We start from the raw sequence: 20,129 nt of genomic DNA on the forward strand, positions 1-20,129 counted from the left end.
TGTTTCAATTATAACAAACATAACCAGAAATGAAATGTATTTTTAACTTGACACCCCACTCATGATTCATTTTGTGTCAAAGTAATTGGACACACCAGTTGTAATTCCAGAAGCCAGCCGATCCTTTGCAGTGGTAGATTTTAAAATACTCGCATCGATTGGACTTGTTACAAAGCCGGTTTCTAGCAAAATACTGGGCATTCTAGAATATTTGATGACGTAGAACCCTGCTGTTTTCACTCCTCGATCCCTCGTTCCAAGGGCACTGACCATTCGAGGCTGAACCTGTTGTGCCAGCTTGATACTATGAGCAGCCGCATATGTCGTATCATAATACGTCTCTGTTCCATTCGCACCGCTGTTATCATTTGCGTTGGCGTGGATACTGATGAATATATCAGCACTTGCCTGGGCTCCTTTACTGACACGTGTCTGCAAGGAGTCAAATGTATCAGAAGTTCTCGACATGACAATAAGGGCACCCGCTTGGTGAAGCCTTGACCGCAGCTTTAATGCTACTTCTAAATTGATATTCTTTTCAAGCAGCCCATTCCCTACCGCTCCAGCATCCTGCGCACCATGACCTGGATCAATAAAAATCGTTTCACCTAACACCGCATTTTTCAACTGCGTGATGACATTCGTTTGAACGGCTGATGTTCCGCCTACAACAGAAAAAGCTGACATCTGTTTGGCTCCGATGACTTTTCTGATAGCATCCGGCACCGTTTGAGCGTCTGTAAGAAGAAGGGTTTGGCCCTGTTTCGCTGCTATACTTGCCGCAGCGGCTGCATCTGCATAGGCATACCCATAACTTATAAATGTTTGGCTTGTCTTCATTGGATACGTTTTAGCAATTTGGGCAGCCACCTCATACCGATTGGCTCCGCTTATTCTGACTGGTGATGGAAGCTTTTGAAAAGCCGTTTTATTGATACTTGCTTCTCCGCCAATCACAATGGTCCGCTTGACTGCTTTGTTTTTTAATAGATTGGCTGTTTCCTCGCGCAGTCCTTTCGCATCTGTTAATAAAATAGGATAGCCTTGTTTGGCAGCGTATGGAGCAATCGCGACAGCATCAGCATAAGCAGAACCATTCACGACGACTGCCGCACTAGCACTCTTCATGTGCTTCGCCACATTTGCCGCCAATTCATAGCGGTTCTTTCCTTGAATACGGGAAACAGATAGATTCATTGCTTTTAGCTGCTTCACGACGTTTTCAGAAATACTCGCAGTCCCTCCAAGAATCGTTACCCGCTTCGTTTTGAGCTGCTGCAGCCCTGTCTTTAAAGGACCTGAAAGACTGCCAGCATTCGTTATCAGGACTGGGGCCCCTTGCTGGTAAGCATAAGGCACAGCACTCAGGGCATCTGCATAAGCATCACCGCCCACAAGAACAACGGCAGGCGCTTCCTTCCAGCCCCTTTTCGCGGTATTTACAGCCACCTCATATCGATTGCTTCCTTCTATCCTCGATACAGTGTGCTGAGCAAAAACGGATGGTGTATATAAACATAGTGAAATAGCAATCAGTAACATACATTTGATATCAAAACGCATGAAGTCAACCTCCTTGGTTTGAACCCTTCACCAAAGATGCTTCATGGACTTTTGAAAAAAGGCTGCCGAGTACGTTCTCGAGCAGCCTAAGAGGAGTATCTGAGGCACCCCTCAGGTTTGTGTTTTCTTATCTAAAATAACCTGACACACCGCTTGAAATGCCTGACGCTAATCGATCTTTATACGTAGCAGATTTCAAGATGTTTGAATCTACTGGACTGGAAACAAAACCAGTTTCCAAAAGAACGCTTGGCATCTTAGAATATTTAATAACGTAGAAGCCAGCTGTTTTCACACCACGGTCTCTTGTACCTAGTGCGCTGACCATTTTAGGCTGGATGTTTTGCGCCAGCTTCAGGCTGTTTGCAGCCGCATAGGTTTTGTCATAATACGTTTCTGTTCCATTTGCACTGCTGTTATCGTTTGAGTTCGCATGGACACTGATAAAGATATCTGCATTTGCTGACGCAGCTTTGCTCACTCGTGTTTGAAGACTATCAAATGTGTCTGATGTTCTTGACATGGTCACAAGTGCACCAGCGTTGTTTAATTTCGTATTTAAACGCTTTGCTACATCTAAATTCAAATTCTTTTCATATAATCCGTATCCTACAGCTCCTGAATCATGCGCACCATGACCTGGGTCAATGAATACTTTTTTCCCAACAGCCGGGTTTTTCAGCTGGTTCACAACAGTTGGTGTCACTGTATTTGTACTGCCTACGACAGTAAATTTGGTGATTTTCTTACTGCTCACTGTTGCTCTTGTTACTTTTGGCAGTGTCTTTTCATTCGTTAGAAGCAATGCTTTGTTTTGCTTCGCTGCAATGCCTGCAGCAGAAGATGAAGTGGCATAACCAAATCCTCTTCCTACATAGGTATTATTGACACTCATATTGTACTTTTTCACAATATTTGCCGCGACATCATAACGAGTCGAGCCTTTGATCCGTGTTGGTGATTTCAATTGGTTATAAGCTGCTTTTGTGACGTAATTCTCTCCGCCGACTACAATGGTTTGTTTCACATTGCTTGCTTTTGCAACAGAAGCGATTTCAGAACGAAGTCCCTTTTTATCTGTATATAGAATTGGGAATCCTTTTTGAGCTGCTACAGGTGCAATCGCAATCCCATGTGCATAGAAAGAACCCTCAACGACAACGACGCCTGCTGGCTTTTTCATTTTTTTTGCGATATTGGCAGATAGCTCATATCGGTTTTTTCCTGAAATACGCTGTGTGGAGATGCCCATTTTCTTCACTTGATTGACCACGTTGTTTGACACACTTGATGTGCTGCCTAAAACGATCACCGTCTTTGTTTTTAATGAAGTTAAGGCTTTCTTTGTATCACCCGAAAGGCTTTTACTGTTTGTGTAAAGAACTGGTCCATTTTTTTGATATGCAAGTGGAATTCCTGCTGTTGCATCTGCATACGCAGTTTTCCCAACTAAAACGACTGTACTTGCAGTTCCCCATCCTTTTTTCGCTACGTTTGCCGCTACAGCATATCTGCTCCCGCCATCAATTCTTGAGACTGAATTGTCTGCCAATGCTGTTGGAACGATAACGAAAATGGCGATGAGGCTGAGGATGGCTGTTTTCATCATTGAGCGCATCTTCTATGTCCTCCTTTTTCCCTTTAATAGTTTGTTAGTTTTGTACCTGGATAGTAGAACGAGAGTATGGAAGAATATGAGTTTCCAGATTCAGCTCTCGCTTTGGCTCCGTATTGGCTCATACCAATGCCGTGGCCATATCCTTTTCCTGAAATCGTGAAGTCATTTGTATTGTTTTTGACTGACGCAAACGTGCTTTTCACCTTTGTTGCGCCCATGACTGATCGAAACTCGGTCATCTTCATACTTGCCGTTGTGCTTTTGTTTACCGAATATGTGCCTGTTTTGTTTTTCAGATGGTATGTCAGTTTGATCGATACCGTCTTCGCACGCTGTCCTTTTGTTTTCCCTGAGAACGTCAGGCTTGAGATCGATGCGATTTTCATATCAGATGCAGCAGTTTCTTTGTTTTTGAGCAGCCATGATTTCAAGCCGGCAAGGTCAGCTGCATTTGTCTCTTTTGCTTTAGACCACTCAGATGCTGCTGTGCTAGCAGTCCATGTCGTGCCTAGTTGTTTTTTAGAGAGTTTCAGTGTCCATGGATTGACTGGATCTTTTGGATCCTTTTTGGCCACTAAGTATGGCAGTGCATTTCCCCATACTTCTTCACTTGCCTCTGTATAACCGCCATTGCTAGAGTAATAGGTTGCTGAAATGAGCTGATTGTTATATTTCAGAACCTTTCCTTTTGTGGCATCGACAGCTTTTGTCGAATTTGTATACCAGTTATATCCTCCATATACTTGGAAGGCTGTTGTATCAGGGACGACTTTTCCAATACTTTTCACCGAATACGTTCTAGCAGCAACCGCCTGTGCTTTTAACGCTTCGACATTCCAGCTTGCAGGCATTTCATTTGGCACTACACCTTTTAAATAGTCTTCAAATGGAATATTTTCGAGAGTCGGCCTGATATACCCTGATTCAATTGCAAAGTTTACGCTGCCTAAATACGGCTTTCCTGCAATTTGAAGGACATTTTTTGTTGAATATTTCTCAGGAACAACTCTTACTGTGTTATACGTCTTTATGCCTTTTAATGAAATTTTTCCGTTAGAAATATTCAATTGGTAGTTTTGATTTTTTTTCAGATAGACTTGTTTGGCTAATGAGTTTTTCAAGCTATCTTTAATTGCACTTGTGCTGCCAGCAAGATGATAAGCATATGTACCTTTTTCCTTCAGCAGTGCTTTTAAAGACGCTGTGACAGAATCGGGCTTTACATACACAACCGTACTGTTAGATTTTGCAGCCAATTGAGACAGCGGCATCGCATAAATATAGCTAGAGGCTTTTGCCAAATAAACTTTATCTGCATTAATATTTAATTTCTTTATAATATTCACAGATAATTCATAGCGATTGGCACCGCTGATTCTTGTCACCTGTGAGGTTTTTTTGATTTGATTTTCAACTTTTTGTCCAGTACTTTTCGTACTGCCGATGATGATCACTTTACTTGGCATTCTATAAGACGGAATGGAATCTTTTTTTGTTAACAGGATAGGGTATCCCTTTCTCGATGCGTAGGATGCAATGGCAATCCCATTCATAAATGAGTTCCCGCCGACAACGACAGCTTGCTTATAGTTACCCATTTCTTTAGCGATTTTTTGGGAGATTTCAAACTTATCTTTTCCACTAATACGTCTGACTTTGCCATACTTTTTAATAGACTTCTCAGCAGCTGTTGAAATGCTTTTCGTATTTCCGACAATCAGAATGTTATCCGGCTTCATTTTCTTGAGCTGGTTTTCTGTTGTTTTCGTCAGTTTTTCAATATTCGTATACAAAATAGGTGCGCCCAGTTTGTATGCTAACGGTGATACAGAAATTGCATGATCAAATGCATCACGACTGACAATGACAACAGTTGATGGATTTTTCCAGCCAGCAGATGCGATGCTGTTGGCTACTTCGTATCTATTTTTGCCGTCATATCTTTTCGTCACAGCAACATTTGATCCTGATAGCTTGTATTCCCCAGTTGTTGAGATATCCATGCTTGTTTTGTTTCCGATATAATTAGACAATTTCACTGAAATTGCCGAGCTTGCCATGGCAGACTGAAAGGGTGCAATTAGTAGAGTCAGTATCATGAGAACGATTAGTGTAACGCCTGTTTTCTTCAATTTTGTTCATCCCGCCCATCTTTTTTACTTCTGTTTTTCAATCTTCTGGATTTCCTTTTGACCATTGTCATTAATAAAGTAAGAGATTTCTACTGTGTCTCCTGGTTTAAATTCATTTAACACATCTTTAAAATTTTCCGTAAATTCATAGCTTAGGGTCGTATTCACTTTTTTCACTTCGACTGTATGTGCATCAGCCATTCCAATAAATTCAGCTTTCTCTTCCAGTACCTGAGGAGTTGAACTGCTTGTCTTGTTTTCTCCTGAGGACTGCTCAGCCGTTCCACATGCTGTGAGCACGATACCTAGTAGCAGTATTAAGAACGGTAAAACGACGATTTTCTTCATTTTTTTCACCTCATGTCTTTGTATCGTCTTATAAGTTATTATTTTAAGGTAAATTTAAGGTTTTTTGAAACCTTTTTTTTGTTACAACGTCTATATCTAGGTTCAGAGTAAAAAAATAACTTGTTTATCAAGATTCGTAAACCTATAATCATGGAAGAATCATAGAAAAGGTGAGGGACATTATGAGAGCTGAAAGAAAAAGAAAGAAGAAAAAGGTTCTTTGGATTGTTTTATCGATTATTGGCTTATTCGTATTAGCAACTGGCGGATACGCATATCATCTTTGGAACACAGCAGCATCGACCGTCGCAGGCATTCAGGAGAATTTAAAGAAGTCAGATAAGCGTGACAAAGATGTCGATTTAAGTAAGAAAGACCCGATTTCTATTTTAGTCATGGGTGTCGATGAACGAAAAAATGACCGAGGCCGTGCAGATACATTAATATACATGACAGTAAATCCCAAAACGAAAACGACCGAGATGGTGAGCATCCCGCGTGATACGTATACGAAGATTGTCGGAAAAGGCACAATGGATAAAATCAACCACTCCTATGCATTCGGCGGTACACAAATGGCAGCAGATACTGTAGAGGAACTGCTTGATGTACCTGTTGATTACTTTGTCAAAGTGAACATGGAAAGCTTCAAGGATATTGTTGATACACTTGGCGGCATTACAGTAAATAGCACGTTTGCATTTAGTTATGACGGCCATTCATTTGGTACAGGCGAAATTAACCTGAATGGGGATCAAGCCCTTGCGTATACGAGAATGAGAAAGCAAGATCCAAAAGGTGACTTCGGACGTCAGCAAAGACAGCGTCAGGTCATTGAAGGCATCATTGCAAAAGGTGCCAACATTTCATCTATTACGAAATTCGGCGATATGTTCAAAGTCGTAGAAAATAATATGAAGACAAACATGTCATTTGATGATATGTGGACGATGATGAATGATTATCGTGATGCAAGACAGCATGTGAAGCAGCACGAGTTGAAAGGATCAGGCACACGTATCAATAACATTTATTACTACCAGCTTGATGACAGCAGCCTTGCGAATGTGAAGAAGGAATTGAAGGAAAGTTTGGAGCAGTAAAAAAGAAGACTACAGAAATGTAGTCTTCTTTTTTATGATTGAAATGGAACTGGTTTTTCTTCACTTAATCCAAAACGGTGGAGAAGCTCTTCGACAATTCGTTTTGACGCTTGTCCATCACCATATGGATTAGACGCCTTCGACATGTTGTCGTACTCTTTCTGATCGACTAACAGCTGTTTTGCCATGTTGTAAATGGTCTCTTCATCTGTACCCGCGAGCTTAAGCGTGCCAGCTTTCACACCTTCAGGGCGTTCTGTTGTATCTCGCAGAACTAATACTGGCTTCCCTAGAGAAGGCGCCTCCTCTTGGACACCACCAGAATCCGTTAATATAAAGTGTGAGGCAGCAGCGAAGTTATGGAAATCAACGACTTCAAGCGGCTCAATTAAGTGCACACGATCAAGATCACTGAATTCTGTTTGAGCCGCATCACGAACAGCAGGGTTTAAATGTACAGGATATACAACCTGAACATCTTCAAACTCTTCTACAATACGTCTAATCGCTCTAAACATGTTTTTCATCGGCTGGCCGAGATTTTCTCTGCGATGAGCCGTTAACAAAATCATTTTATCTGTGCCTATTTTCTCTAAAATAGGGTGCTCATACTGTTCTGTAACCGTTGTTTGCAACGCATCAATCGCAGTATTCCCCGTCACACAAATCGTCTCTTCTTTTTTATTTTCAATTAAAAGATTCTGCTTTGCCTCATTTGTGGGAGCAAAATGAATATCAGCAATAGTGCCTGTCATTTGTCGGTTCAATTCTTCAGGGAACGGCGAGTATTTATTGTGTGTTCTTAAACCCGCTTCAACGTGACCAACCGAAATTTGGTGGTAGAATGCGGCCAAGCTTCCTGCAAAGGTTGTTGTTGTGTCTCCATGAACAAGGACAATATCAGGTTTTTCCTCTCGGAATAGTTGATCTAGTTTCAAGAGTGCATTTGATGTGATTTCGGATAATGTCTGGCGTTCTTTCATAATATTTAAATCATGATCCGGACGAATGTTAAAGGCTTTCAACACTTGATCAAGCATTTGCCGATGCTGTGCAGTCACAGTGACTGAGGATTTGATTTGCGGATGTTTTTTCAGTTCAAGGACAAGGGGTGCCATTTTAATCGCTTCAGGCCTCGTCCCGAATACAGTCATTACATGTAATGTTTTCAATAGTCGATGCCTCTTTCCTTCTCATTTATCATAAGTGTATTATACAAAAGAATAGGAACGAATCCTAATCATACTATTTTCAATTTTTACATCGCCTTTACTCTTTTCAACATAAAAATTTACACAAACTCTTTACAATAGATAATGAATCAGATCATGCATTTATCGTAAATCATTTGTCATTTCTATCATTTGTAAGTTACACTTTATGAAAGATGAAAAATGAAGCCAAATCATTTTTTCTATATGTAAGGAAGGTGCAAAGTTCATTGAAAAAAGTACGTAAAGCCATTATACCAGCTGCAGGTCTTGGGACACGTTTCCTCCCTGCAACAAAAGCAATGCCTAAAGAAATGCTCCCAATCGTTGATAAACCTACCATTCAATATATTATTGAAGAAGCTGTTGAATCAGGAATCGAAGACATTATTATCGTCACTGGAAAAGGAAAAAGAGCCATTGAGGATCATTTTGATTTTGCACCAGAGTTAGAGCGCAACCTTGAGGAAAAAGGAAAGAGCGAGCTTTTAGAAAAAGTGAGAAAGTCCTCTAACATTGCTGACATTCATTACATACGTCAAAAAGAGCCGAAAGGACTTGGACACGCCGTTTGGTGCGCACGCAACTTTATCGGTGATGAGCCTTTTGCTGTTTTGTTAGGTGATGACATTGTTCAAGCCGAAACGCCTGGGCTTCGCCAGCTGATGGATGAATACGAAAAAACCCTTTCATCTGTCATCGGGGTTCAGCAAGTAGCGGACAGCGATACGCATCGCTATGGGATCATCGACCCTCTTACACAAGAAGGACGCCGCTATCAAGTCAAAAACTTTGTTGAAAAGCCGCCGCAAGGAACAGCACCATCGAACCTAGCCATCTTAGGGCGCTATATTTTCACGCCAGAGATCTTTATGTACCTCGATCAGCAAGAGATTGGTGCAGGCGGAGAAATACAACTGACAGATGCCATTCAAAAGCTAAATGACATCCAGCGCGTCTTCGCCTATGATTTTGAAGGAAAACGATATGATGTCGGCGAGAAGCAAGGCTTCATTGAAACGACGCTTGAGTTTGCTCTTCAGGATGAAGAATTGAAAAAGAAACTCATTCCATTTATGAAACAGCTTCTCGAAAAAGAAGAAGTGAATTAAAAAAGCTGCCATCATCGGCAGCTTTCAGATTGTTGACAAAGGGCTAAAATGATCTTGATTTTAGCCCTTTGTCTTCTTTTCAGCGTGATAGAAAACCTTTGCAGTCTAGGAAGGGCGAGTACCGGAGCGGAGCGAATTGGACATTCGTGAGCACCGGAGCGCAGACCTGACACCGAATGCGAGGGTTTGTCTACACGCTGAAAGCTGCCGGCATCGGCAGCTTTTTTATTTAATGACTGAAATAGTCAGTGTATGCTGTTCATTATCAATGACAAACAGGTTGTTTTCGCCCTTCACTGCGAACTTTGTTCGTTTCTCATTCATCCAGACATTTTGTTCTGTCAGCCCAAGTGTGGAAGGAGAGATTGGCATAATGTCGCGAAACACAATCGTGTTTGCCAGACTATTTTGAATGACATAGTCGGTTTTCTCTGTGGTCAATCGCTCAATCGTATCTCCTTGATCATTTTTCACTGAACTCAGCGTTTGCATTCTCTGTTTCAGCACAGATTCTTCTTTTCCAAGGAAAGACAGTAAATACTCATACGAACCTGCCGATGCAGGCGATACATAGGAATTAAACTGTCCTGGTCCAATGGATAATGACTTTAAATCCTCTGCATTTTGAAGCGCAGCAGGTTTAACAAAATACGTTTCTGACGCTGTTTTAATTTGAACGGTTTGTTTATTTTCAGCCACAGCCTGTACTTCTTGTCCAAATGACAAAGTGACATCGGCCTTTTTTTTCATGGCTTGGTCCTTGTAAACCTTGAGTGGATCAGCCGTGACAATCACCTGTTGATCCACCTTTTTCATATCAGGCGCTCCTTTGGTCTGCGGGTTCTTCGACTGAGGCGCTTCTGTCTTATCTGATGGGATTGCACCAAATGTCGCCAATGTACGAAGCGGGCGATCTGAAAACATCGATAAGGCTAGCAATAACGTTAAGACTGCTAACACTGTCACTTGAAATGCGGGTCCGAACAATGAGCGGCGTTTTCCGTTCTCTTGATAACGAGACACCTTTTCTGTCTTTTGTACGCCTTTTCTACCTTCTTTATGTTCCATTTGGTATTTTTGTTTCTCTTTCTTGGAAAGCTTGTTAAACCAATCAACAAACTCCTTATATTCTTTCACGACCTTTTTCGTATCATCAAACATACGAAGCTCACCATAATGCATCCAAGCCACCCGATCACAGATTTTTTGAATTTGGCTAATGGAGTGACTGACAAAAAAGATCGTCTTTCCTTGTTCCTTGAATTCTGTAATGCGGTCCACACATTTTTGATAGAAGGTTTGGTCTCCAACAGACAGTGCTTCATCAATAATGAGGATATCTGGATCGATATGCGCTGAAATGGCAAAGCCAAGACGTGATTTCATTCCACTTGAATAGCTCTTAACCGGCTGGTCAATAAAGTCTCCAATATCCGCAAACTCTACAATTTTTTCATAAAGCTCATCTATCTCTTTATTCGTCAGTCCCATCATTAAGCACTTTAATCGAATGTTGTCTTTTCCGCTTAATTGGTTGTTCAGCCCTGCTGCAATGGCAATTAGCGATGGCTGGCCGTCCATATCAATTTCACCACTTGTCGGTGGAATGATTTTCGCTAGAAGGTTCGACATTGTCGATTTCCCAGATCCGTTAATCCCCACAAAACCAATGGTCTCGCCTTCATATACATCAAAGGACACATCACGAACAGCAAAGAAACCTTTTTCATTTTTATTAGGTAAAAACAGTCCTTTAATCTTATCCGATTGTTTTTTATATAGTACGTATTGCTTGGATACGTTTCGAAACGAAACCTTTAGTTTCATCGTATAATCTCCTTACTTTTTAAAGAAAATCGACAAATTTATCCCTAAATTTCATATGAAGCAATGAACCGACTGTTAAAAGAAGAAGCGTGATCAGCCAAAAATAAAGTGTGTATTTGACATCATGGAAGAACCATTCTCCCTTTAACAAACTATTTCTAAAACCATCAATAATGTAGAAAAGAGGATTCAATCTTAATATGTCCCCAATCCACGCTTTGTCTCCAGTGAGCTTCTCTGAAATATTCCAAAAAATCGGCAGCAAAAAGAAAAGTAATCTTGTCACAGATTGTAAAAGAAATTGATAGTCTCTCACGAGTACACTAATCGTGGAATTAAACAAACTAAACGAAAACATAAACGCGATCATACAAATAAGATAGTATATATATTGCAGCCAATGCGCGTCAGGATAGATGCCATAAGAAATCAGCACAATCAGATAGACACCCATCATAACAAAGTAGCTAAACAAGTTGGACATAATCACCACAGAAGGCAGCGCACTAATCGGAAAATTCATTTTCGATACCATATTAATGCGTTTAAACACACTGTTTGATCCATCAAGAATCGTCGGACTAATGAAGAACCAAGGGATTAAACCGGCAAGCATCCAGATGATAAATGGAACCTCCATGTCTCCAATGGCAATTGGCTGTCCTCCGCGAATACCCATACCGAAAACAAACCAGTATGCCAGCATCTGCATTAATGGATTTAAAAACTGCCATAAAACACCCAAATAATTCATCTGATATTTTGATTTTGTTTCATAAACAGCAAGTCGCATAATCAGCGGAAGTGAGCTGATCTGCTCTCTTAATATTGTAAACAATGCGTTCATTCTAATCTTCCTTAGATATTAGTTTTTGGGATTGCCTCTTTAAAAAAATCACCGCTCATAATTGTAACAGATGTTGAGAAATATTTCACTTTTCAAATCGAATGAGTATATTAAATAGTAGGGAAATTTGATCAAAACAAACACTGGTATATTCAGCTATTCTAGGTTACTAATTACCTTATTATATCATTGCTTTATAATTGCCATTAGAATATAATTATCAGGATAATTGCATTTCCAAAATAAATATCATTTTCCTATTATATATATTACATGAAGGGGCTTAACATTAATGAGAATCAAGCAATTCAAAAAAATCGTTACAAGAAAGATTAAATTTATTTTAGATCCACTAATTGAATTTTCCAGAGATTCACGACTTCGTATTAGAAGTAAATACACCTCCTATTTAGAGAAAAACCCAGTAAGAAGTAATTATATTCTATATGAAGCTTATCATGGCAAAAGTATTTCTGGAAATTGTTATGCAATTTTTCTAGGCTTGATGAAAGATAGTACTTTTAAAGATTTACATCATGTTTGGGTCATTAATGATTTTAATGATCCAATGATTGCAGAATTAAAGCAGAAAACTTCTAATATTTCCTTTGTTAAAGTTGATAGTAACGAATATCTAAAATATTTAGCAACTTCTAAATATTTAGTTAATGATACGTCATTTCCTTTTTATTTTATTAAAAGAGACGAGCAAGTTTATATTAATACATGGCATGGAACTCCTTTAAAAACTTTAGGGAAGGATCTTAATAAAAGATCAATGTCTGGTCATAAAAATATCCAAAGAAATTTGCTTCATTGTGATTACCTTATTAGCCCGAATACTTTTACGTATGAAAAGTTACTAAAATCAAATGATGTATTTGGGATATTTACTGGGAAAATTGCAAATATCGGTTATCCTAGAGTAGATTTAACATTAAACACTAGCAGTGAAAGTGTGAAAGAAAGATTAGACCTACCTTTTAATAAAAAAATTGTACTTTATGCTCCAACATGGAGAGGAACAATAGGTGCCGAAGAGGATACTTGCTATACATTGCATAGTGAAGTTGTGAAAATTCAGCAGGCGCTTGGTGATGATTACTTAGTACTTTTAAAATCTCATTATTTTTCTTATAAATTTTTTAAACAGAGCGGTCTTGAACACCTTTGTGTTCCAAACTGGATTGATACAAATGAACTTTTATCTGCTATAGACATTTTAATTACAGATTATTCAAGTATCTTTTTCGATTTCCTACCTTTAAAAAGACCTGTCTTTTTCTACATGCCTGACTTACGTGAATATGAATCAGAGAGAGGTTTTTATTTAGATATAACAAAACTTCCAGGACCTATCTGTGAAAGTATAGTTGATTTAATTGACAGCTTAGGCCAACTAAACAGTTTAAATAACTTCAATAAACAATTTGAAAAACAATACAAAGAGTTTTTAGATGAATACTGCTCTTATGATGACGGAAATGCTACTGATCGACTCATTGACATAATATTCAAAAAGAAAAATCAAGATGATTTAATCAAGGTTGAAAGCGATAAACAAAAATTACTCTTTTATTGTGGCGGCTTCTACAATAATGGTATAACCGTTTCAGCGACTAATTTATTTGATCAGATTGATTACAACAAATATGAAGTTGTTGTCATTGATAACTCAAATTATCATAAAGATAAATGGATGAACATACAAAAGCTACATCCTAATGTTCATATTATTTATAGACCTGGTTTTGTTAATAGAACATTAATAGAAACATATAAACAGAACCTAATTTTCCGCCGTGGTATATACAATAATAAAATGTTAAAATACACTCCAGTAAACTCTTACAAGAGAGAATTAAAGAGAATTAAAGAGAATTATTGGTAATACAAAGTTTGATGTAGGAATAGATTTTGGAGGATATAACAAATTTTGGACTCTTCTTTTCGCATTCGGAGATTTTAAAGTCAAAAGTATTTTCCTGCATGCTGACATGATGAAAGAGTATAACAAAAAAGTGAATCACAAATATAAACATCGTGGTAACCTAAAAGTAATTTTCTCACTGTACAAGTTCTTCGATAGAATTGTTTCAGTTGCCGAATCGACTAACATAGAAAATCACTTGAACTTAAGCCCTTATATTCCTAATGCTTTAGAGAAAATGGTTTTTGTTAATAATGTAATCTCACCTAACAAAGTACTTCAAATGAAAGAAAATAAAGAGATTATAGAATTTAACAATGAGAGATATTTAATTACTTATCAAAATGATAAAAACGAATCCATTGGTCTTAATCTATCTGGGATTCCACTTCCAAATAAGGAGTATATCAACTTTATAACTATAGGAAGATTATCTCCTGAAAAAGGGCAAAAGAAATTAATTTCTGCTTTCTCACAATTACACAAGCATTATCCAAAAGCTGTATTGTATATTGTGGGTGAAGGGCCTTTGAAAAAAGAATTAAAGGATCATACAAAAAAATTACATCTTGAACATTGCGTGTTTTTTGTTGGACAACTCGAAAATCCATTTTCTTTACTAGATGAATGTGATTGTTTTGTATTATCTTCAGATTATGAAGGGCAAGGCTTGGTTCTCATGGAAGCAATGATTCTAAAGAAACCAATTATAGCTACCGATGTAACTGGAGTACATTCCGTCTTAGAGGGTGGATATGGATTATTAGTTGATAATAATGAAACTGCGCTATTTAATGGTATGTCTGATTTTATCCAGAATAGTATGGAACAAAAATCCTTTGATTATGAAAAGTATAATAGCGAGGCGCTAGACCTCTTCTACAAAAATGTCTGTACAAAAACTAATTAACCACTTATATACAGAATAAATTATATGTATTTAAAAACACCTTTGGATAATGGTCAAGTACTGAACTTGATACCTTCCAAAGGTGTTTTTCTATCTATAAGAAAACAATTAAAAGCGTTGCGAATTAAAAACTACTTCAACCACCCGCTTCGATGACTCTCCGCTCTCTAAGTAACAGAATTTCTCATAAAACGGTGCAAATGATTCTGGTAGTGTAAAGGTCGGCTGTTCTGTTTCTCTTATCCAGTCAATAACACTTGCTGTCTCTTTCACAAGCGGTCCAGGTGCTTCTTGTTCAAAGTCGAAGTAGAAGCCTCTGAGCTTGTCTCGATAGGTTTCAATGTCTGGCACATAGAACAGCATCGGACGTTTGAGGTTTGCATAATCAAAGAACACCGATGAGTAATCTGTGATGAGCAGATCTGAAATCATATAAAGGTCTCTAATGTCTTCGTAATGAGAGAAGTCATAGGCAAAGCCTTCATACGGCCCTAAATCAAAGTTTTCAGCAACTAGATAGTGCATACGCAGAATGATGATATATTCATCTCCGATTGCAGCTCTGAGTTCATGCAGATCAAGGTCTAAATCAAATTTGTACTGCCCTTTTTTATAAAATTGATCGTCTCTCCATGTCGGTGCGTATAAGATCAATTTTTTATCGAGCGGCAGGTTCATTTTTTGTTTCAGTGCTCTCATCGTTTCTTCATTGTTTTGATTGTGAAGAAAGTCATTTCTCGGATATCCTGACTCAATCATGGTCTTTTGGAATTGGAACGCACGTGTAAAGATTTCAGTCGAGTAGGCATTTGGAGAAATGAGATAATCCCAATTCGATGCTTCTTTTGTGAAATTCTTTTTGTATTTCTTCGTGTTTGTTCCAGGCATATGCACCTCGTCCATGTCCATTGCCAGCCGTTTTAACGGCGTACCGTGCCAAGTCTGCAAGTATGTTGTGTGATCTGGCTTTGGAACCCATAGCGGCAAACGGCTGTTTACAACCCAATACTCGGCTCTTGCCATCGCAAAGATCCATTTCAATGACAGACGATTGATATAGTAGATGCCTTTTTCCTTAAACGGTGCTTCATGACCCTTTTTAACGCTCCAGATCAGCGTATATTCAGGGTGATGTTCCTTCATATACTCATAAATCCCACGCGGGTTACAACTGAATTGTTTTCCGTTAAAACTTTCAAAAACAACCGTTTTCTTTTTCACAGACAGCTTACTCGCCAGTTTAAAGGTCGTTTTAAACGTTCTTGTCACAAGACGGTTACGGACTTTTTTGATTTTACTGATCTTCTTTTTAAATTTCTTCCACTTGCTTTTGACGTAATACTTGGCACGTGTTTTCATTGTGTAATCATTAATACGGATGCCAAGCGTTTGTCTTTTTTTCTTTCGGTACACTTCATATCGAATCGGTACATCGTTTCGTTTATGAATTTGAACAAGTCCTTTGAGTTTGTTCGAGCGGTCTCCAAGCACTAAAGAAGTGGTTGTTAATGTTTCCTCTACTCCGTTTACATCGCAGATCAATTCAAGGTAGAAGCGATATACAAAGCGTTTGTTTAATGAATAGGTCAATTCCTCTAAAGGGACTTCTGCTAAAAATTGATAAAGCTGTGGTACATGTTGATCATCACGGTATTCGATCACTTCGTCTTTTATATGGGTGATATTAACCGGAAAGCGATGTTCAATTGGTTCTTCAGCATTTTTCTTCAATAGAAGCTTTGCTTCTTTGATCTCATACGGATGTTCTGCACTTAACACACCTGCATACCCGGATAAAGATAACATACACCCTTTGTTGAGCTCGATATGATTGAATTTCACAACCTTTAGCTCACGCTTGATTTTCAAAGAAGCATTCCCTTTGTCTGTACGGTATGGAATGATACACAGCATGGCGTCTTTATTTTCTAAAAAAGTCAGCTCAGGCTTTTCTATTTCCATTTTTAAACGGCGTTTATAGTTTGACGTTTTCTCTTCAGATTCAATATCTGTATTGATATCCGCTTCTTTTACTTCTTCTTCCTCTTCTTCGGAATCAGAATCATAAGCTGAGTCCTCAAGCTCGTCCTCATCCTCTTCTTTGTTTGTGCTCAAATAGTCCGTGACATACAAGTTATATGTCTGGCCTTGCTCTAACGCAAGCGGCAGCGATGCTTCATTCAATACCAATTTGAATAGATTCTCTTCTTGATGAACAAGCGGAAGGAAAAGTTCTTGTTTCGAAACTCTCTCCCTCATAAACAAATAAAATTCTCTATCTGTTAATGGCATGTCATCGTTGATGCGAATCAGCATTTCTAGTTTCTCATGGTGATTTTTTAACCCTTCAACGACACTCTTCTTATGAATTCCCTCTTCAATCATTAATCCTTAATCTCCTCTGTTCAGAAATCTTACCGTTATGTTATATCACTATTTCACTTTCCAAGAATAGTTGCCTTGTTTCGTTTGATATGACCATCCATCGATGGACGATGGTTTATTCGTAAGCAGCTCACCTTCTATTTCTAAACGCTGCAAAACCTCTTGAAGTTCTTCTGTTTTAAAACGAATGTAAAAATCCACAAATTTCGTTTGGTTGATTTCAATGTTTTTCTTTGTTTGAAAATGGCCGATTGGGAAGCTGACTTGATGGTTCTCATCGATTGTTTGAGAGATGATTTCAGCTCCATTCACTCGATCATATCCTGCGAAATCAATTTGCACATGATCCGCATGACTCATTTCATCTTTTAACTCGAGCTGAAGGTGAAGAACATGATGCTCAGAGCTTAGATCACGCAAGACCCATTTCATGCTGTCAACAATCCCTCTCAGTTCATCTTTATGCTCACGATTTTCGAGCATATGATGAATCGCCGTATTCCAAACAGTCTCTTCGTCAGAAGGAACAAGATAAAAACAGGCTTGTTCTCCCAATAGTTTTTCGACATCTTCTTTATGTTTAGTATCCCCAAAAAAGACAGCATCCACTTGCTGTTTTCTTATTTGTTTAAATAATTCTCCATATTGAGAATTGACTTGATGCAGATCTTCCTCATAATGTGCGTCATGCACAAATGCAGCATAATAAGTTGTTTCAGGCTGCTCAATTTTAAACAAGTGGCGGTCTTGATCCCGGTCTTCTGTAATCATCAATTTCAAACGGTCATTTTGTGATTGAATGCTGGATAACCATAATTGTTTAATATCCGTCTTCTTTGTAAATGTTTGAATTCCTGTTTTTTTATACCAATTAATATGTCGAACCGGATTCTTTTTTACATCTCCATGGTAGATGAACTCCATATAAATACTGCCATCATCACTGATCAATTCCTCTAAGTATAGTGCACCTGTATGGGGAACAAAGCTTTGTACTCTGCGTAAAACGCCATGCCAATTATATTCTTCCCTTTTCACCAATTGCTGCTCTTCATTATATTGTTCAATATAACAAATGGGGGAAGCAGGCAATTCATATCTCGTCACTTGAATCGTGGATTCATCTGCTGGAATCACTGCTTCATTGATCGAATGCGATGATTCACCAACAATAAATTCCGAGTAACGTCTTTTACTACCACTTTCCGGTAGAATATAGTGTTCATATACATTCAATATGTCAACCTCAGGAGAAAAGAACTCTCCCATGCGATGAATACGTTCTTTCACATTTGCATCATAATTTAAAGTTAAAATTTCCGTACGTTTATGCTGATCAGCTAATGGCTTAATTCTTGCCTTTATAGACTTCGTTAAGCTCTCATCCTGTTTTGGCACATCACCCATAATAAAGTAATAGTCCATATCAGGCACGTCCATTGATGCCATTGTTTCATGTTGTTCAGATTGATCCAATGTGTCTTCAACTTTTTTCTTCATCCAATTTTGAAACAAAGGAAGCTCTCCTTCATAATATTGTTGACTTACTCATTGTATTTTACATGAAAAAGTACTTCTTACCAAAAGATAAGAAGTACTTTTTTGATCTATTAAAGTCCAGCAATTTCTTCTTTAATTTGGGTTGTCGAGATGCCTTCTGTTCTCTTCAAGTATACGACTTCGCAATGTTCTTTTAAGAAATCGAACTTGCCTTCCCAGTCATCTCCCATAACAAACACATCAATATCATGCTGTTGCACATCATGAATTTTTTGATCCCAGCTGTTTTCTGGAATGACTTCGTCAACATAACGAATGGTTTCAAGAATCAGCTTTCTATGCTCGTAACTGTGATAAGCTTTTTTTGATTTTTGTAAATTAAACTCGTCTGTAGAAATAGCCACCACTAAGTAATCTCCAAGCTGCTTTGCACGTTCTAGCAGCTTAATGTGCCCCCAGTGTAATAAATCAAATGTACCGTAAGTAATAACTTTCTTCATTGCAAACATAAACTCCTTTCTTTCATCCTTATTCGTCTGCTTTAAGCAGTAATGTTATCCGTAATCTTATTATCATCGATCATTTTTTCGCTCTTCGGAACTTCATTATATCACAACGCCTATGAAAGGTTAAGAAAATGTAAAGACAAACTATTTCCAATTTATTGGGCACAGGAGGAAAAGTCCGAAGAATCAATGTTTCACAAAGGATTGTCCAGATGAAATGATGAAAATGTCATGAAATTTAAAGGTTTGTAAAGTTATTGTTAATATTTCATGGAGCATCTGTGATAAAATGATGAGTAGGTGAAGAATGAATTTACAATGAACGTTCATAGATAACAAGTTAAAAAGGAGGTCTAAACAATGCAAACAGAAGTGGTCTCTAACCTTTCTTATGTAAACGGCGACTTAGATGAATTTATCAGCTATATGAACCAGCATCATATTTCTCAGAGAAGAGGCGCCATGATTGCGACTGTCAATCCAGAGATAGGCTATGCCGTCATGAAGGATCATGCGTACCATCAAGTCGTCTCATCTGCGGATTATGTACTGCCGGATGGCGTAGGCGTCGTATTGATGTCCCGCATGACCCAAAGTCCGCTTAAGTCTAGAATTGCCGGCTTTGATGTCTTCATGTCTATGCTTGATCTAGCAAACAAGCAGTCTAAAAGAATCTTTTTATATGGTGCCAAAAAAGAAGTGCTTGAGGCTGTGAAACAGCGAATTGATACGGAATATCCAAATGTGGTCCTCGCAGGAAGCTGTGACGGCTATCAAGCCGATAAACGTTTCGTAGCGAAGCAAATCGCGCGCTCGAAACCTGATATGGTGTTTGTTGCATTAGGTTATCCAAACCAGGAGAACTTTATTTACGAATACCGCCATTTATTCCCGCAGGCTGTTTGCATCGGTTTAGGCGGAAGCTTTGATGTATTTAGTGGAACGGTGAAGCGTGCACCACGCTGGATGATTAAGACAAATACAGAATGGCTGTACAGATTGATTGTGAATCCATGGAGATGGAAACGAATGCTCAATATTCCTAAGTACGCTTTTGCCGTCTTAAAGGAAAGCAAAGGAAAAAAACGTTACTATCCTGAGCAGGTAAAGGATCAGACGAAGCAGCTGTGAGAGACT

Annotated in this window: 15 protein-coding genes; 5 read left to right on the top strand and 10 right to left on the bottom strand. The window is 38.6% G+C overall.

From position 1 onward, the window contains the following. Window positions 1-66: 66 nt before the first annotated feature. From NSQ76_RS17610 to NSQ76_RS17625, 4 genes are all read right to left on the bottom strand, one after another. On the bottom strand, window positions 67-1,563 hold the full coding sequence (locus NSQ76_RS17610; protein WP_034623727.1) for a cell wall-binding repeat-containing protein: 1,497 nt from the start codon (window positions 1,561-1,563) through the stop codon (window positions 67-69). Window positions 1,564-1,690: 127 nt separating this feature from the next. Next, window positions 1,691-3,181, bottom strand: a complete 1,491-nt coding sequence (locus NSQ76_RS17615) for an N-acetylmuramoyl-L-alanine amidase (protein WP_034623725.1) — start codon at window positions 3,179-3,181, stop codon at window positions 1,691-1,693. A gap of 23 nt (window positions 3,182-3,204) precedes the next feature. Beyond that, on the bottom strand, window positions 3,205-5,313 hold the full coding sequence (locus tag NSQ76_RS17620) for a SpoIID/LytB domain-containing protein (protein WP_024426269.1): 2,109 nt from the start codon (window positions 5,311-5,313) through the stop codon (window positions 3,205-3,207). 24 nt (window positions 5,314-5,337) lie between these two features. Continuing rightward, window positions 5,338-5,661, bottom strand: coding sequence for a hypothetical protein (locus NSQ76_RS17625; RefSeq protein WP_025093953.1), 324 nt, complete (start codon window positions 5,659-5,661; stop codon window positions 5,338-5,340). Between the two features lie 182 nt (window positions 5,662-5,843). On the opposite strand from NSQ76_RS17625, the gene tagU reads away from it, so the two are divergent. Further along, a complete protein-coding gene (gene tagU, locus NSQ76_RS17630; RefSeq protein WP_024423641.1) occupies window positions 5,844-6,764 on the top strand; it encodes a polyisoprenyl-teichoic acid--peptidoglycan teichoic acid transferase TagU in 921 nt (306 codons plus the stop codon). A 32-nt stretch (window positions 6,765-6,796) separates the two neighbouring features. On the opposite strand, the gene wecB is transcribed toward tagU, so the two are convergent. Further along, complete coding sequence (gene wecB / locus NSQ76_RS17635) at window positions 6,797-7,936, bottom strand: non-hydrolyzing UDP-N-acetylglucosamine 2-epimerase (RefSeq protein WP_034623722.1); 1,140 nt, start codon at window positions 7,934-7,936, stop codon at window positions 6,797-6,799. A gap of 269 nt (window positions 7,937-8,205) precedes the next feature. Here wecB and galU point away from each other — a divergent pair, with 269 nt between their 5' ends. Beyond that, window positions 8,206-9,087 (top strand): UTP--glucose-1-phosphate uridylyltransferase GalU, encoded by an 882-nt coding sequence (galU, locus tag NSQ76_RS17640; protein ID WP_008343198.1) that lies wholly within the window; start codon window positions 8,206-8,208, stop codon window positions 9,085-9,087. 225 nt (window positions 9,088-9,312) lie between these two features. On the opposite strand, the gene tagH is transcribed toward galU, so the two are convergent. After that, window positions 9,313-10,914: a teichoic acids export ABC transporter ATP-binding subunit TagH gene (gene tagH / locus NSQ76_RS17645; RefSeq protein ID WP_034624568.1), complete on the bottom strand. Its 1,602-nt coding sequence runs from the start codon at window positions 10,912-10,914 to the stop codon at window positions 9,313-9,315. A gap of 19 nt (window positions 10,915-10,933) precedes the next feature. Then, a complete protein-coding gene (locus tag NSQ76_RS17650; protein WP_034281130.1) occupies window positions 10,934-11,761 on the bottom strand; it encodes an ABC transporter permease in 828 nt (275 codons plus the stop codon). Window positions 11,762-12,053: 292 nt separating this feature from the next. On the opposite strand from NSQ76_RS17650, the gene NSQ76_RS17655 reads away from it, so the two are divergent. Both NSQ76_RS17655 and NSQ76_RS17660 read left to right on the top strand, forming a co-directional pair. Beyond that, a complete protein-coding gene (locus NSQ76_RS17655; protein ID WP_341055180.1) occupies window positions 12,054-13,652 on the top strand; it encodes a CDP-glycerol glycerophosphotransferase family protein in 1,599 nt (532 codons plus the stop codon). A gap of 109 nt (window positions 13,653-13,761) precedes the next feature. Beyond that, window positions 13,762-14,601 carry a glycosyltransferase gene (locus tag NSQ76_RS17660; RefSeq protein WP_341055182.1) on the top strand — a complete coding sequence of 280 codons (840 nt, stop codon included), beginning with the start codon at window positions 13,762-13,764 and terminating at the stop codon, window positions 14,599-14,601. A 108-nt stretch (window positions 14,602-14,709) separates the two neighbouring features. On the opposite strand, the gene NSQ76_RS17665 is transcribed toward NSQ76_RS17660, so the two are convergent. The 3 genes from NSQ76_RS17665 to tagD form a co-directional block, all read right to left on the bottom strand. Further along, window positions 14,710-16,986: a CDP-glycerol glycerophosphotransferase family protein gene (locus NSQ76_RS17665; protein WP_034624572.1), complete on the bottom strand. Its 2,277-nt coding sequence runs from the start codon at window positions 16,984-16,986 to the stop codon at window positions 14,710-14,712. 48 nt (window positions 16,987-17,034) lie between these two features. After that, on the bottom strand, window positions 17,035-18,501 hold the full coding sequence (locus NSQ76_RS17670; RefSeq protein WP_034624574.1) for an alpha-glucosyltransferase N-terminal domain-containing protein: 1,467 nt from the start codon (window positions 18,499-18,501) through the stop codon (window positions 17,035-17,037). A gap of 95 nt (window positions 18,502-18,596) precedes the next feature. After that, entirely contained in the window at window positions 18,597-18,986 is a 390-nt protein-coding gene (tagD, locus tag NSQ76_RS17675) for a glycerol-3-phosphate cytidylyltransferase (RefSeq protein WP_034624575.1), read from the bottom strand. 366 nt (window positions 18,987-19,352) lie between these two features. Between tagD and NSQ76_RS17680 the strand changes: the two genes are divergently transcribed. Beyond that, on the top strand, window positions 19,353-20,123 hold the full coding sequence (locus tag NSQ76_RS17680) for a WecB/TagA/CpsF family glycosyltransferase (protein WP_024426277.1): 771 nt from the start codon (window positions 19,353-19,355) through the stop codon (window positions 20,121-20,123). The last annotated feature ends 6 nt before the right edge of the window (window positions 20,124-20,129 follow it).

It is taken from the genome of Bacillus sp. FSL M8-0256 (assembly GCF_038005765.1).
Taxonomy (GTDB): domain Bacteria; phylum Bacillota; class Bacilli; order Bacillales; family Bacillaceae; genus Bacillus; species Bacillus safensis.